Annotated in this window: 9 protein-coding genes; 6 read left to right on the top strand and 3 right to left on the bottom strand. The window is 69.7% G+C overall.

What is annotated here, in order from left to right; all coding sequences use genetic code 11:
• Positions 1-107 precede the first annotated feature (107 nt).
• From clpB to ACSHV8_RS40690, 6 genes are all read left to right on the top strand, one after another.
• The gene (gene clpB, locus ACSHV8_RS40715) at positions 108-2693 is read left to right on the top strand and encodes an ATP-dependent chaperone ClpB (protein ID WP_436524937.1); all 2586 of its coding nucleotides are present in this window, start codon (positions 108-110) and stop codon (positions 2691-2693) included.
• Between the two features lie 571 nt (positions 2694-3264).
• Entirely contained in the window at positions 3265-4794 is a 1530-nt protein-coding gene (locus ACSHV8_RS40710; RefSeq protein ID WP_436524935.1) for a hypothetical protein, read from the top strand.
• Positions 4795-4949: 155 nt separating this feature from the next.
• A complete protein-coding gene (locus ACSHV8_RS40705; protein WP_436524933.1) occupies positions 4950-6590 on the top strand; it encodes a hypothetical protein in 1641 nt (546 codons plus the stop codon).
• 994 nt (positions 6591-7584) lie between these two features.
• Positions 7585-7767, top strand: coding sequence for a hypothetical protein (locus ACSHV8_RS40700; protein WP_436524931.1), 183 nt, complete (start codon positions 7585-7587; stop codon positions 7765-7767).
• Positions 7768-8034: 267 nt separating this feature from the next.
• A complete protein-coding gene (locus tag ACSHV8_RS40695) occupies positions 8035-8412 on the top strand; it encodes an ArsR/SmtB family transcription factor (protein WP_014440216.1) in 378 nt (125 codons plus the stop codon).
• A gap of 105 nt (positions 8413-8517) precedes the next feature.
• A complete protein-coding gene (locus ACSHV8_RS40690; RefSeq protein WP_436524928.1) occupies positions 8518-9183 on the top strand; it encodes a class II aldolase/adducin family protein in 666 nt (221 codons plus the stop codon).
• A gap of 287 nt (positions 9184-9470) precedes the next feature.
• On the opposite strand, the gene ACSHV8_RS40685 is transcribed toward ACSHV8_RS40690, so the two are convergent.
• From ACSHV8_RS40685 to ACSHV8_RS40675, 3 genes are all read right to left on the bottom strand, one after another.
• Positions 9471-10253: a DedA family protein gene (locus tag ACSHV8_RS40685; protein ID WP_436537142.1), complete on the bottom strand. Its 783-nt coding sequence runs from the start codon at positions 10251-10253 to the stop codon at positions 9471-9473.
• A gap of 250 nt (positions 10254-10503) precedes the next feature.
• A complete protein-coding gene (locus ACSHV8_RS40680; protein ID WP_436524926.1) occupies positions 10504-12996 on the bottom strand; it encodes a polynucleotide kinase-phosphatase in 2493 nt (830 codons plus the stop codon).
• On the bottom strand, positions 12993-14354 hold the full coding sequence (locus ACSHV8_RS40675; protein WP_436524924.1) for a 3' terminal RNA ribose 2'-O-methyltransferase Hen1: 1362 nt from the start codon (positions 14352-14354) through the stop codon (positions 12993-12995). The genes ACSHV8_RS40680 and ACSHV8_RS40675 overlap by 4 nt, the downstream gene beginning before the upstream one ends.
• Positions 14355-14432 lie beyond the last annotated feature (78 nt).

The following is a 14432-nucleotide window of genomic DNA, read 5'->3' as shown; positions in this document are numbered from 1 at the left end:
ACCGTCACCCCTCTTTTCGCGCCGACTTTGCTGGGCGGATTAAAGTTGAGTGGAATACGCTCAAGTCTGTTGGGTTACACCCGGTGGGACGCCGATCAGGGGAGCTCATGAACGCCGAACGTTTGACCACCAAAAGCCGCGACGTGATCAAGGGCGCCGTGGCCAACGCCGCACAGAGCGGGCACGCCACGGTCGAGCCGTGGCACATGCTGCTCGCCCTTCTCGACACCGCCGGGTCGACCGCGCCCGCGCTGCTGCGCGCTGTCGGTGCCAATCCCGCGGACGTACGCCGGGCCGCCGCCCGCGCCGTCGAGCAGCTGCCCAGCGCCCGCGGCGCCAGCACCGCCGAGCCCAGTCTCTCCCGCGAGTTCGTGAACGCGATCGGCGAGGCCGAGCTGATCGCCCAGCCCCTCGGCGACGAGTACATCTCGACCGAGCACCTGCTGGCCGGCCTGGCCCGCGGCGGCGGCGCGGTCGGGCAGACCCTCAAGAGCGCCGGAGCCACCGAGGAAGCCCTGGTCGGGGCATTCCCGCAGGTGCGCGGGGGCGACCGCAAGGTGACGAACGCGGACCCCGAGCAGACGTACAAGGCGCTGGAGAAGTACAGCGTCGACCTGACCGCGCTGGCCCGCGAAGGCAAGATCGACCCCGTGATCGGCCGCGACGCGGAGATTCGGCGCGTGGTGCAGGTGCTCTCACGGCGTACCAAAAATAATCCGGTCTTGATCGGTGAACCCGGTGTCGGCAAGACCGCGATCGTCGAAGGACTCGCTCAGCGGATCGTCGCCGGTGACGTGCCGGAATCGCTGCGCGACAAGAAGCTGGTCTCCCTCGACCTCGGCGCGATGGTCGCCGGCGCGCAGTACCGGGGCCAGTTCGAGGAGCGCCTGAAGAGCGTGCTGGAGGAGATCCGCAGCTCGAACGGGCAGGTCGTGACGTTCCTCGACGAGCTCCACACGGTCGTCGGCGCCGGCAAGGGCGAGGGCTCGATGGACGCCGGCAACATGCTCAAGCCGATGCTGGCCCGCGGTGAGCTGCGGATGGTCGGTGCTACCACCCTGGACGAGTACCGCGAGCACATCGAGAAGGATCCGGCCCTGGAGCGGCGCTTCCAGCCGGTCGTGGTCGGCGAGCCGACCGTCGAGGACACCATCGGCATCCTCCGCGGGCTCAAGGGTCGCTACGAGGCGCACCACCGCGTGCAGATCACCGACGCCGCGCTCGTCGCCGCGGCCAGCCTCTCCGACCGCTACATCAGCGACCGCTTCCTGCCGGACAAGGCGATCGACCTGATCGACGAGGCCGCCTCCCGGCTGCGCATGGAGATCGACTCCCGGCCGGTCGAGCTCGACCAGCTGCAGCGCCAGGTCGACCGGATGCGGGTGGAGAAACTCGCGCTGGAGAAGGAGAAGGACCCGGCCTCGGTGGCCCGGCTGGAGCGGCTGGAGCGCGACCTGGCCGACCGCGAGGAGGAGCTGACCGCCCTCAACGCCCGATGGGAGCGCGAGCGCGGAGGCCTGAACCGGGTCGGTGAGCTGAAGAAGCAGCTCGACGAGGCGAAAGCGGCCCAGGAACGGGCCCAGCGCGACGGCGATCTGCTCCAGGCGTCCCGCCTGCTCTACGAGGTCATCCCCGGCCTGGAGAAGGAGATGGAGGCGGCCGCCGCCTCCGAGGAGGAGGACGCCGAGCCGCCCATGGTCAAGGAGGAGGTCGGCGCCGACGACATCGCCGAGGTGATCTCCTCGTGGACCGGCATCCCGGCCGGCCGGATGATGGAGGGCGAGACCGCCAAACTGCTCCGCATGGAGGAATCCCTGCAGGCCAAGGTCATCGGCCAGCAGGAGGCGGTGGCCGCGGTGGCCGGCGCGGTCCGCCGCGCCCGGGCCGGCATCGCCGACCCGGACCGCCCCACCGGCAGCTTCCTGTTCCTCGGCCCGACCGGCGTCGGCAAGACCGAGCTGGCCAAGGCCCTGGCCGGCTTCCTCTTCGACGACGAACGCGCGATGGTCCGCATCGACATGAGCGAGTACGGGGAGAAGCACTCCGTCGCCCGCCTGGTCGGCGCCCCGCCCGGATACGTCGGGTATGAGGAGGGCGGCCAGCTCACCGAGTCGGTGCGCCGCCGGCCCTACAGCGTGGTCCTGCTCGACGAGGTCGAGAAAGCCCACCCGGACGTCTTCGACGTGCTGCTCCAGGTGCTCGACGACGGTCGACTCACCGACGGGCAGGGCCGCACGGTCGACTTCCGCAACGCCATCCTGGTGCTGACCTCGAACCTGGGCTCGGCCGACGCCAACTTCACGATGACCGAGGACGAGCGGCGCGACGAGGTGCTGGCCGCGGTCCGGGCCCACTTCAAGCCCGAATTCCTGAACCGGCTGGACGACATCGTGGTGTTCCACGCGCTGACCAAGGACGACCTGACCCGGATCGTCGACATCCAGCTGGCCCGGCTGCGGTCCCGGCTCGCCGAGCGGCGACTCACCCTCTTCGTCACCGACCAGGCGGTGGAATGGCTGGGCGAGCACGGATACGACCCGGTCTACGGCGCCCGGCCGCTGCGCCGGCTGATCCAGGCGACCATCGGCGACATGCTGGCCAAGGCGCTGCTCGCCGGGGAGATCCAGGACGGCGACAAGGTCGTCGTCTCGATCAACTCGACCTGTGACGGGCTGTCGGTCCAGGCCGGCTGACGGATTCCTGATGAAAGAAGGCCCCGGTTTCCCGGGGCCTTCTCCGTTATGAAGCGACTTCGCGATGCCGGTACGCGTGGGTCATCAGAACGTCCGTGATGGCGTGCTCGCCATCCGCGGACCAGATCCTGATCCCGTCCCGGTGCAGCTGATATCGGACATCTTTGAAACGGGTCCGGGTGTCGTCATGGTGAACGACGGTCAGGGTGTCGGCGTGGGGCATGGGACTCACCGGTCCTTGTCAGGTCTGGGGCGGCCGCGGTGTGGTCACGCGGCCGGCGCAATCGGAAAAGTGCCCGGAATCGGTCTGCCTCGGCCCCGGCAATCTGTGAGCGGGGCGGGCGACTCGTGCGGGCAGGGGGCGTCACTGGAGGTCTCTGGAGCCTGCCGGACGCCACGAGATGGAAGTCTAGGTGGTGGCGTCCAGCGATGTCGCCCCTCGAACGAGCGACCCTTTGCGGGCATTTGCGTCATCGTCGCCCGATGTTGCCACAGCGTGGCCCAGCGTGCGTGCCGGTCGCGAGTCCTGGTCCGGGACCGATACCGTGAATGGATCTAGAGGAGGGCACTTGTGACCGTTCCCACATATCCCCCGTCGCCGTATCCGGCAGCGCCGCCCCCACCGGGACGCCCGGTCACCGTGACCATCGCGGCGGCACTGCTCTTCGCGGTCGCCCTCGTCCAGGTGGGGTACGCGATTCTTGCCTTCTCCGCACTCAACAAAGCCGGGCAGGTCTACACAGACGTCTACAGCGACACCGAACTCGCCAGCATCGGCGGCGTCATCACCGGACTCGCCGTGATGCTGATCGTGCTGTACCTGCTCGCCGCCGCCGGGATCGGACTGCTCGGCTTCTTCAACCTCAACGGCCGGCAGCCGGCCCGGGTGATCACCTGGATCCTCTCCGGCGTGCTGATGTGCTGCGCGGTGATCGTGCCGCAGACCGCCTCGGTGTTCGTGGAACGATTCGCGGAGGTGGCCGCCGGGAGCAGCAGTGGGACCAGCGGACTCCCTACCCAGGCCGAGCTGGATGCGCGGCTTGAAGGTGTGGTGCCGGGATCGTTCTACTCGGTCGGGTTGTGGTTCACGCTGTTTGCGTTCGTGGCTTTGATCGCGGTGGTGATTCTGCTGGCGGTGCCGCCGTCCAACCGGTACTTCCGGAAGCCGGTGGCGGGGTGGAATCCGTATCCGCAGCAGGTGGGTGGGTATGGACAGCCTTATGCCGGGGGGTATTCGCAGGGGCAGCCCGGGTTTGCGCAGCCCGGTCCGGGCGCGTTTGGTCAGCCTGGTCAGCCCACGTTCGGTCAGCCCGGTCAGCCCGGTCAGCCCGGTCAGCCTGCGTTTGGGCAGCCTGGTCCGGGTGGTCCGGGCGCGTTTGGGCAGCCTGGGCCGCCGCCGGCTGGGCAGCCCGGATTTGGACAGCAGCCTGGACAGCCGGGGTTCGGGCAGCCCGGGCAGCCTGCTCCGGGCCTTCCCTCGTATCCCGGGCAGCCGGCGCCGCCTCCGGCTCAGGGCGCGCCTTATTCAGGCCAGCCGGGGTCGTATCCGGGTCAGCCGGGGCCCTATTCGAACCCCTACCCGGGTCAGGCTGGGCAGTATCCGGGTCAGCCGGGTGCCTACCCGCCGCCTTTCGGCCCGCCTGGCTACGCCGCCGACCCCTGGCAGCAGCCGGCAGTGCCGCCCTCGTCGGCTCCGCCGTCGTCCGCACCTCCCTCCGCGTCCGTACTACCGCCTCTCGGACCGCTGACCGGGCCGCCCCCAGGTTCGGTGCAGCCTGGTGCTCAGCCGTTCGGCGCGACCTCGCCTGACCCGCAGGCTCCGGCCGGCTTCGGGCCGCCGAGCGAATTCGGGCCGCCGAGCGACCCGTGGCTGCTGCCGCCTCCGGCCTCCAGCGCGCAGCCTCCCTCCTTCTCCGATCCGAGTTCGGCTCCTCCGATCCCCGTTCCTCCGACCTCTACTCCTCCGGGCCCCGCTCCGAGTTCGGCTCCTCCGAGCCCAGCTCCGGGCACTTCCTCGACCGGGCAGGATGACCGGCCGCCGGCCGCGCCCCACTCGGCTCCGCCGGCCGACGATCCCCGTCCGCCGCGCGACTCGGCCTGATCGTCGGCGCCCGCCCATCCTGCCCGAGCTTTTTCGAACCGGTCCGCTTGTCCACAGGCGGGCCGGTTCGCTTATCCACAGGCGTTCCGGTCCGCCCGCGTCCGGTCGCGAATACGCGATAGGTTTCCTGCCAGCCGAACACCGGGGAGCCTTCGATGTCCTACGCAGCCGCGCCACCCGTCGCCGCGTCACCGCCGCCGCCTGCCAACGCGCGGCCGCCCGCCGTGACGACCGCGTCGTTCCTGCTCTGGCTGATGGGCGGGGCCGGCCTCGTCTACGCGATCGCCTCGGTGGTCGTCGCCGTCGGCACGGTCAGCCGGTTCCGCGATGCGGCCACCGGTGACACGGCGGACAACTTCGTCACCGTCGTCTGGCTGGACGCCGCGCTCGCCGCCGTCCTGTCGATCCTGTTCTTCGCGCTCGCCGTGGTCCTCGGCCTGGGCCTGCGCCGCGGCAGCCGGGTGGCGCGAGTCGTCTCCCTGATCCTCTGCGTGCTGGGCGCGGTCGGCGGCCTCGCATCGTTCGTCACGGTGCTGGCGCAGCGCTCGGGCGATCCGGTCCCGGGTTCGATCAGCGACGTGCTCGGCTCGGCGTATCCGGCGGGGTGGATCGGCCTCAACGTCGTGGTCGCCGCCCTCCAGGTCCTCGCCTACCTCGCCGTCGGCGCCATGCTCCTGGCCGCCCCGCGCACCTTCTTCGGGTATGCACCCAAGCAACCCAGTCCCCACTTCGGCCCACAGCCCAACCCGAACTTCGGCCCGCAGCCCAATGCAAGCTTCGGTCCGCAGCCCAATCCGAGCTACGGCCCGAGCTATGGCCCGCAGCCCACCCCGTTCGGCGCATCAGGCCCTTACGGCTCGTTCGGTCCTGGCTCACCCGCAGGCCCTTACGGCCCGCCACCCGCGTCTCCCGGCCATGACCCGTCATCGGGCTACGCCCCGCCGGCTGGCTACGGCGCTCCGGTCCCGCCCGGCCTCAGTGCCCCGGTCCCGCCCGGCCCGGGCGCTCCGGTCCCGCCCGGCCTCAGTGCCCCGGTCCCGCCCGGCCCGGGCGCTCCGGTCCCGCCCGGCCTCAGTGCCCCGGTCCCGCCCGGCCCGGGCGCTCCGATCCCGCCTGGCTACGGTGCCCCGGTTTCGCCTGTTCTGCCCCAGAGTTCCTCAGGCGCTCCCTACGGTGCACCCGCTGCCCCTGGCCAGACGAGCGGGTCACCGGCACCTCACTCTGGATACGTGCCGCCGGTGCAGAACTCCCCTTACGCCCCGCCCGGCCCTTCCGGCTTCATCCCGCCGGTACCGCCGTCGGTAGACCACGCCGCTTACATGCGACCCGCAGAAGCGCCGGTCGGCATGCCTCCTGTTGCAGCCTCCTCCGCGCCCGCTTCGCCCGCGCCTCTGCCGCCTGCACCCGCAGACTTGTCCGGCTACCAGCCGCCCGCAGCGCCCGACGGCTACCAGCCGCCCGCAGCGCCCGACGGCTACCAGCCGCCCGCAGCGCCCGACGGCTACCAGCCGTCCGTGGCCTCCGGTGGCTACCCGCCGCTCCCAGCGTCTAGCGGCGACCAGCCGGCTGCGGCCTCCGGCGGCTACCCGCCGGTCGGCGGCTTCCCGGCTACTCCGGCTGTTCCTGAGGCGCCGGCCACGTCACCGGCGTCCGATGCGTCCGCTGATGCGCCGAGCCGCCCCACCACCGAAGGCTCATCCGATGGCCCCGTGGAAGCTTCGCCCAGCGGAGCCACCAGCCCTTCGGGTGAAAGTGTCGTGCCGCCTCGCCCAACCGAGGACGACCGACCCGTCTGAATAGATCCGGGCCTGCCGCGATCTGCGCCCAGGGCCCGTCGGAAACGTCGATGCCCGGCGCCCCGTCTCGTCGGGCTCCGGGCATCTGACGTTTGCCTTTTGCCGCGCCCGCCGGGCCAACGCTGCGCGGTGAGAACGTCGAGCCGGCGCTGGGCCGAGCGGGGGCCGACGGGAATGCCTTGCGCGGCCCGGGGCCGACAGGAAGCCTCGCGCGGCCCCGGGGACAGCGGCCAGCCCCTCGGCCGCCCGCCCCTGAGCAGTTCGGCTGCAGCCGCTCCCGGGATGGCGCACGACGGGGATGACGCCGATCGACAGCGGTGTTGCCACAAGAGTGACGCTCCCCGGTGTACCTCAGTCGGGTTACCGACCGCCCACCCCGGGAACCAGGGAGCTACGTCTTGGAGATCCCTGAGAACACCCCAACAGCCCGCATCGATCGTCAGCCGGTGTGACGGAGGGTTTTACACCCTCCCTAAACGTGAGCTTGGCTACGCAGGGTGTGCAAGGACACATCGGAGGCGTTCCACGTCTGGATGATCCGACGGCGAACCAGCCCGCGCCTGGATCCGATGACGAATACTGTCGGTTGTGCTTCGAGTGACCATGCGGAAGGACGCCTAGATCCGGTTCCGCATCGACGACTGTGGGTCACTCGAACGGGTACAGACGGTTTCCTTCACCGTCACCCGATCGGCTGTCCGGATACCACTAGATCGGCCATCCGGTGGGTGTTTTTGCCTGGACGGACAAACGTGATTGGTGGGGTTCACAGCACTCTCACAGCGCGGCTACCAGGTCATCTTGAGGGGTGGATGGGTACCGTGGCGGTGTTAGCTGCTTTGAGCTGCATCTATGGTCGCCGGAAAGGTTGAGACCCCTTGTCCGATCGGTAAACCTTCTTTACAGAGGCAAGAAGAGACCTGGGTCAATAGTTCCGTTCCGCCCCGGCGGGGCGAAAGATTCCGGTTTCCTTCAAGCCAGTACGCTCGATGTCATGAAGGCACGGCACGACCTGGGTAAATTCATCACTGAATTGCCCGTCGCACAGCGTGGCGTCGTGCTTTCATCGGGTCGTGAGGCGCGTAGCGACCTGTTGATCGCGCAGCGTGGCGTGATGGTGTCGACGCGTTCCGTGTTGAGTCATCGTTCTGGGTCGGTGAACCGAAACAATCGATGAATTGACAATGTGGGTTGGCTCACTCCCGAGAAGGGGATCGAGAGCTCGACACGGATGGGTAGCGACCAAGTGGCGGCTGAGGCGTTGCAGGAGGCAGAGACCGAAGTCGGTGTGGCGGGAAAGGTTGATCGGATGAGTGGCGCGGTACGGGTATCCGGCCCGCGTCGGCGGTTGACCGACACGGCGATCGATGTCGGCCTTACGGCCTGAAAGTTAGCCGGTTCGTTCCTGCTCACATGCAGGAGAATCGATGCAGTTGGTGGAAGGATGGAGATCGTGGGAACTGCGTTGGCGGAAATGACGATGCCTCAGATCTCGCCGCTTGCCGGCGAGCCTATTGAACGCGCCGACGCCGAGCGCCTGGCGGGAGTGCTCAAGGCGCTCGCCGACCCGGCACGGCTGCGGCTGCTGAGCCTTATTCAGTCCGCGACGGACGGTGAGGCCTGCGTCTGCGACCTGACCGCTCCCTTGGGGCTCTCACAGCCGACTGTGAGTCACCACCTGCGGATCCTGACCGAGGCGGGTCTGCTGGAGCGCGAGAAGCGGGGGGTGTGGGCGTACTACCGGCTCGTGCCGACCGCGATCGCGACCATTGCGGACCTGCTGACGCCGCCCCGTAAGCGGGCGACCAAGAAGGCTCGCTGATCCGTGGGGACTGCCTGGCGTCACTGAAACATGGGGGCGTGACGCCAGGCCGAGGACCTCTTCCCTGGCCACCCCTGGCGATTCGAGGAGGAACGGGTGAACTACGTGCCCGGTGACCTGCGTGATCAGCTCGCGCACGTGGGTTACGACGTGGTCCAGGCCGGTCTCGTCTGCGGGTCGGGTGGCAACCTGTCCGCCCGCATCCCTGATGAGGAAGCCATTTGGGTGACCGCGAGCGGCGCCTGGCTCGACCGGCTCAGCCGGGCGACCTTCGCGCCGGTTCGCATCACGGACGGTGAGATCGCGACGATCGGTGCTCTGCCGCCGCCGCGGATCGAGCCGACCAGCGAGCTCGCTTTGCATCTCGCGCTTTACCGCGCCCGGCCGGATGTCAACGCCGTGGTGCACCTGCACCCGCAGACGGCGTTGTTGCTGGACGCGTTGGGTGAGCACATTCGGATCGTCACGACGGACCATGCGTTCTATCTGCGCCGGGTGTCCACCGTGCCGTTCCGGCTGCCGGGCACGACCGAGCTGGCCGCGATGACCGCGGCGATGGCTGCGGACGGGACCGACTGTCTGGTGCTCAGCCAGCATGGTTGTGTAGTGATGGGTGACTCGGTGGAGCTGGCGCACAAGCGCGCCCGCAACCTCGAGGAGGCGGCTGCGCTTACTTACAAGGCGCTGGCCGCCGGACGGTTGGAGAACCTCCGGGACTGTCCGGAGGAGTTTCTGAACCGGCTTTCCGGGTCCGCGGCGATCACCGTCTGAGCGGACCCACCGACGCTGCCAGCCGGCCGTCCCTAAGGCCGGCTGGATCGCGTCCCCCCACCTGAGCCCGGCCCCCTCGGCCGGGCTTTTTCGTGCGCTGCCCGATCTTGCGGGACCAAGCCGGATTCACCAGGCCGCGACCTTGCGGGGCAGGGGCAAAGAGCAAGAGACCAAAGATCAAGAGCTTGCCGCCGTACGCCGAAAAACCGCACCAGAAGCAGGGACCGTCCCGGAAACACAGCGGCCGGCCCTGGAGTTCCAGGACCGGCCGGGGTGGTGGACTCGGGTCAGGCGCGGTGCGACCGCGGTCGGCGGTTCCGCTCGTCGTCCTCGTCGTCGTGGTGGTGCAGGTGGGCCGACTCGGCGAGCCCGGCGATGCTGGCCGCCGCGACCACGCCGACCGCGGCCGACGCCTGCGGGCCCTGGTGGGTGCCGTTCTTCTTGGCCTTCCGCTCGCGCAGCATCTCGATGAAGATCGGCAGCGCCGAGATCAGCACGATGATGACCACGACGGGCAGGATGTAGTGGTCGATCTTGTCGCCGATGAGGTCGTAGATCTGCTTGGCCAGCGCGTGCCCGATGATCAGCACGCCGTCGGTCCACAGGATGCCGCCGACCACGTTCCACACGAAGAATTTGCGGGCGGGCATGCCGAGGGTGCCGGCCACCGGGTTCAGGAAGGTGCGGACGATCGGGATGAACCGGGCGAGCACCACGGCTTTGGCCGGGCCGAACTTCTGGAAGTAGTACTCCGCCTTCTCCACGTACTCCCGCTTGAACAGCTTGGAGTCGGGGCGCTCGAACATCTTGCGCCCGTACCGCGCGCCGAGCCAGTGACCGAACTGGGCGCCGGCGATCGCGAAGATCGGTGCGCCGATGAGCAGCCCGGTGAACGAGAGCTGGGTGCCGCCGCCGAAGATCGCGTCGGCGACCGGGGACGCGGCGATGCCGGCCAGGAACAACAGCGAGTCACCTGGGAAGAAGAAGCCGACCAGCAGGCCGGTCTCCGCGAAGAGGATGGCCCACACGCCGTACAGACCGAAGGTGTGCAGCAGGTCCTTCGGGTCCATCGGGTTCAGGGCGAGCTGCTCGGTGAGCGCACGGGTGGTGTCCACGGTTAGCCAGCGTACCGGCCCTCCAGCACGCCCATCCTGTACGACTGCTGTGGATGCCTTGTGCTTACGTCAATGAAACAGAGCGTCGGCCGGACAACCGGCCGACGCCCCACAAAAGCCGCGAACAGCGCCCGAGCGGAGACCCGAACGAGGCTCGAACGGAGCCCCGAACGAGTCCGCGGACCAAAAACGAGACCGGGAACTGTCAGAGCCGCGGGTCGACCGGTTCCGACTCGGCGGCCAGGATCGCGAAGACCAGCTCGTGCACCCGCCAGGCCGGCGCGCCCTCGGCCAGCCGATCCAGCGCGGCCAGCCCCATCCCGTGCTCGCGCAGCGCGAGGTTCCGCTTGCGGCCCAGGTTCCGCTGCCGGAGCCGGGTGAGCTGCTCGGGCCGGGTGTACTCCGGCCCGTAGATGATCCGCAGGTACTCCCGGCCGCGACACTTCACCCCGGGCTGCACGAGCCGGTTCTTGCCGTCGACGGCGCCGAGACCGGCGTACGGCTTCACGACCATGCCCTCGCCGCCGGCCCCGGTCAGCGTCAGCCACCACTCGGTGGCCTCCGCCTCGGCGGCCGGATCGGCCAGGTCGATGATCATCCGCCGGGTGGGCGTGAACAGTTCCGGGTCGGCCGCGACCAGGCGGTCGGCGATGGCCAGGTGCCAGCCGTGATCCTTGCCGGCGTAGGAGACGCCGGCGCCGGCCAGCACGGCGAACGGCGCGAGCGTGACCCCGGTCAGCCCGTCGGTGGGCTTCACGTACGACCGGTATGCCGCCGAGTAGCCCTGGATCTCCGAGGACCGCAGCTCCAGCCGGTCCCGCAGTTCGGCCACGTCCAGCCCGCGCCCGGCGGCCCGGCCGAGCACGTCGAGGGCGGCCGGCAGCGCGGCCCGCCCGGCCGCGCCCACCCCGGCGTAGTGATCCCGGATCAGGCTGCCGGCCTTGGCCGACCAGGGCAGCAGCTCGGCGTCGAGCAGCAGCCAGTCGGTCGCCAGTTCGGCCAGGATCGGCTCGATCGCGGCCCGGACCCGGGCGAGCAGCGGCTGGTCCAGTTCCGGTCCGAAGAACGGCCGGCCGGTCCGGGTCCAGATCGCGTCCCCGACACCGGACGCCGAGACGCGGACCACGGCCCGCGAGCCCATGTGCTTCTCCTCGCAGACCACCCGGTCGACCCCGGCCCCGCGCAGGTCGGCGAAGGCGGACGACGGGTGCTCCAGGTAGCCCTCGACGGTCGAGCTGGAGCACGGCGCCATCGTCGGCGGCAGCCAGATCAGGGTTTCCGGGTCGACCGCGAACCGGCCCATGACCTCCAGGGCGGCCGCGGCGTTCTCGGCCGGGACGGTGGTCCGTCCGTACCCGTAATCGAGGTGTTTGCGGCCGATGACATCGGCGATGTCGAGACCTCGGTCGGGCTCCGGCGTGCTGGTGAAGATGGGACGGATCGGTGCGTAGTACTCCTTCGCCGCCGGGGTGTCGACCAGCTCGCGTTCCGGCCAGCGCAGCGCGGTCAGGGCGCCGCCGAAGACGCAGCCGGTGTCCAGGCAGATGGTGTTGTTGATCCACTCCGGGCGCGGGGTGGGCACGTGGCCGTAGACGACCGCGGCCGAACCCCGGTACTCCTGCGCCCACGGGTAGCGGACGGGCAGACCGTACTCGTCGGTCTCGCCGGTCGTCTCGCCGTAGAGCGCGAAGCTGCGCACGCGCCCGGAGGCCCGCCCCTGGTAGGCCTCCTTCAGGCCGGCATGCGCGACCACCAGCTTGCCGTCGTCGAGCACGTAGTGGCTGACCAGGCCCTCGATGAAGCTCCGGACCGAGCCGACGAACTCCTCGGGCTCGGCCGCCAGCTGCTCCAGCGTCTCCGGCAGGCCGTGGGTGAGCTGGACGTTGCGCCCGTTCAGCTTGCGGGCCAGCTTCTGCTCGTGGTTGCCCGGCACACAGATGGCGTGACCGGCCGCGACCATCCCCATCACCAGGCGCAGCACCCCGGGCGAGTCCGGCCCCCGGTCGACGAGGTCACCGACAAAAACCGCCTTGCGGCCATTCGGGTGTACGGCATCAACCGGGCGCCCGAGGTCGTCGTGGACCACCTCCCAGCCCAGCGTGCCGAGCAGCGTCTCCAGCTCGGCCCGGCAGCCGTGCACGTCGCCGACGATGTCGAACGGGCCGTGCTCGTCGCGCTTGTCGTTGAACAGCTTCTCGTAGCGGATCTCGGCGTTCTCGATCTCCTCCAGCCCGCGCAGCACGTGCACCTTGCGGAAACCCTCGCGGGACAGCTGCCCGAGGGATCGCCGCAGGTCACGATGCATGCGGGTGAGGACCTGACGCCCGAAAGTACGGTCCGGACGGGCCTGCGTGCGCTCCCAGGCGACCGTCTCGGGCACGTCCAGGACGACCGCGACCGGCAGCACGTCGTGCGCCCGGGCCAGCTTGATCAGCTCGGCCCGGCCGTGCGACTGCAGGTTGGTGGCGTCGACCACGGTGAGGCGGCCGGCGGCCAGCCGCTTGCCGGCGATGTAGTGCAGCGCGTCGAACGCCTCGGACGAGGCGGACTGGTCGTTCTCGTCGTCGGCGATCAGGCCCCGGAAGAAGTCCGAGGAGAGCACCTGGGTGGGCGCGAAGTGGTTGCGCGCGAAGGTGGACTTGCCGGAGCCGGAGATGCCGACCAGCGCGACCAGGCTGAGCTCGGGAATGTCGATCATGCCGTCACCTCCGTACGGGTGAAGAGAGCGAGCTGGGTGGGGGAGCCGGTGGTCTCGTCGTGATCACCGACACCGCGGATGGACACGGTGTAGCCGTACCGCGTGGCGACGCCGTCGGCCCAGGCGGCGAACTCGGCCCGGGTCCACTCGAAGCGATGATCCGAGTGCCGCATGCCGGTCAGGCCCTCGTAGTGCACGTTGTACTCCACGTTCGGCGTGGTCACGACGACCGCGCCGGGCCGGGCGCGACCGAACACGCTGGCCTCCAGGGCCGGGAGCCGGGGCAGGTCGACGTGCTCGATCACCTCCATCAGCACGGCCGCGTCGTAACCGGTGAGCCGCTCGTCGCGGTACGTCAGAGCGGTCTGGATCAGCCGGATCCGATCCCGCTGGCGCGGCGGCATACGGTCCAGCCGGAGCCGCTGCTCGGCCCGCTCCAGCACCCGGGCCGAGACGTCGGCCCCGACGATCTCGGTGAACCGCGTGTCCTTGATCAGGGCGGTCAGCAGCGCGCCGGGCCCGCAGCCCAGGTCGAGCACGCGGGTCGCGCCGACCTCGGCCAGGGCGGCGATCACCGCGTCCCGGCGCTGGGCGGCCAGCGGCTCCTTCCGGGCGACCGGCAGCTCGGCATCCTCCTCGGTGACCGGCTGGTCCCCGTCCAGCAGCTCCAGCGCGGTGGTGGCCAGCGACTTGCGATGGGCCAGGTAGCGCCGGGCGATCAGCACCTTCTCCGGGTGCCCGGCGAGCCAGCCGGCGCCCGAACGCAGCAGCTTCTCGATCTCGTCGGGGGCGACCCAGTAGTGCTTGCCGTCGTCGAGGACGGGGAGCAGCACGTAAAGATGGTTGATCGCGTCGGCCAGCCGGAGCGTGCCGGTCAGCTCCAGGTCGACGTAGCGACTGTCGCCGCCGATCTCCGGCTCCAGCGCGATCGGCGTGGCCGTAACCGACCACCCGAGCGGGGCGAACAGGCGCGTGACCAGGTCGGTGGTGCCGCGCAGCACGGGCACCCGGATCTCAAGCGGGATCGCCTGGGCGGCCAGCTCGGGACGATCCTTGGAGCTGCCGCGCTGGGCGCTGCGGAAGATCTTGGAGAGGGCGCTGGCCAGCAGACTCGACGCCGCGTAGGGCCGGTCGTTGACATACTGACTGAGCTCGAAGGCGTCGGCGCGGGCGCGCAGCTTCTGCGGATCGACGTCCAGCAGCAGGGCGGCGGTGCAGCGCTCGTCGGTGGCCTCGGGAAACATGACGTACGCCGTACCGGTGGGCATGTCGAACTGCTGGACCCGGTCGGGATGCTTGACCAGCAGGTATCCAAGATCGGTGGCGGGCCGGTGGGTCGTCGTCATGGTTAGCAGCACGCCGTTGATGGTGTCAGCGACGCTCGCCGGGTGCGATCCAAATTCGAGTCCTGTGGACAACCGGCGCAATGATTTCGG

Origin of the sequence: Actinoplanes sp. HUAS TT8 (genome assembly GCF_051380535.1) — a bacterium.
Taxonomy (GTDB): domain Bacteria; phylum Actinomycetota; class Actinomycetes; order Mycobacteriales; family Micromonosporaceae; genus Actinoplanes.
Note: the sequence above shows the minus strand (reverse complement) of the source record. Positions and strands in the feature narration are given on the sequence as shown.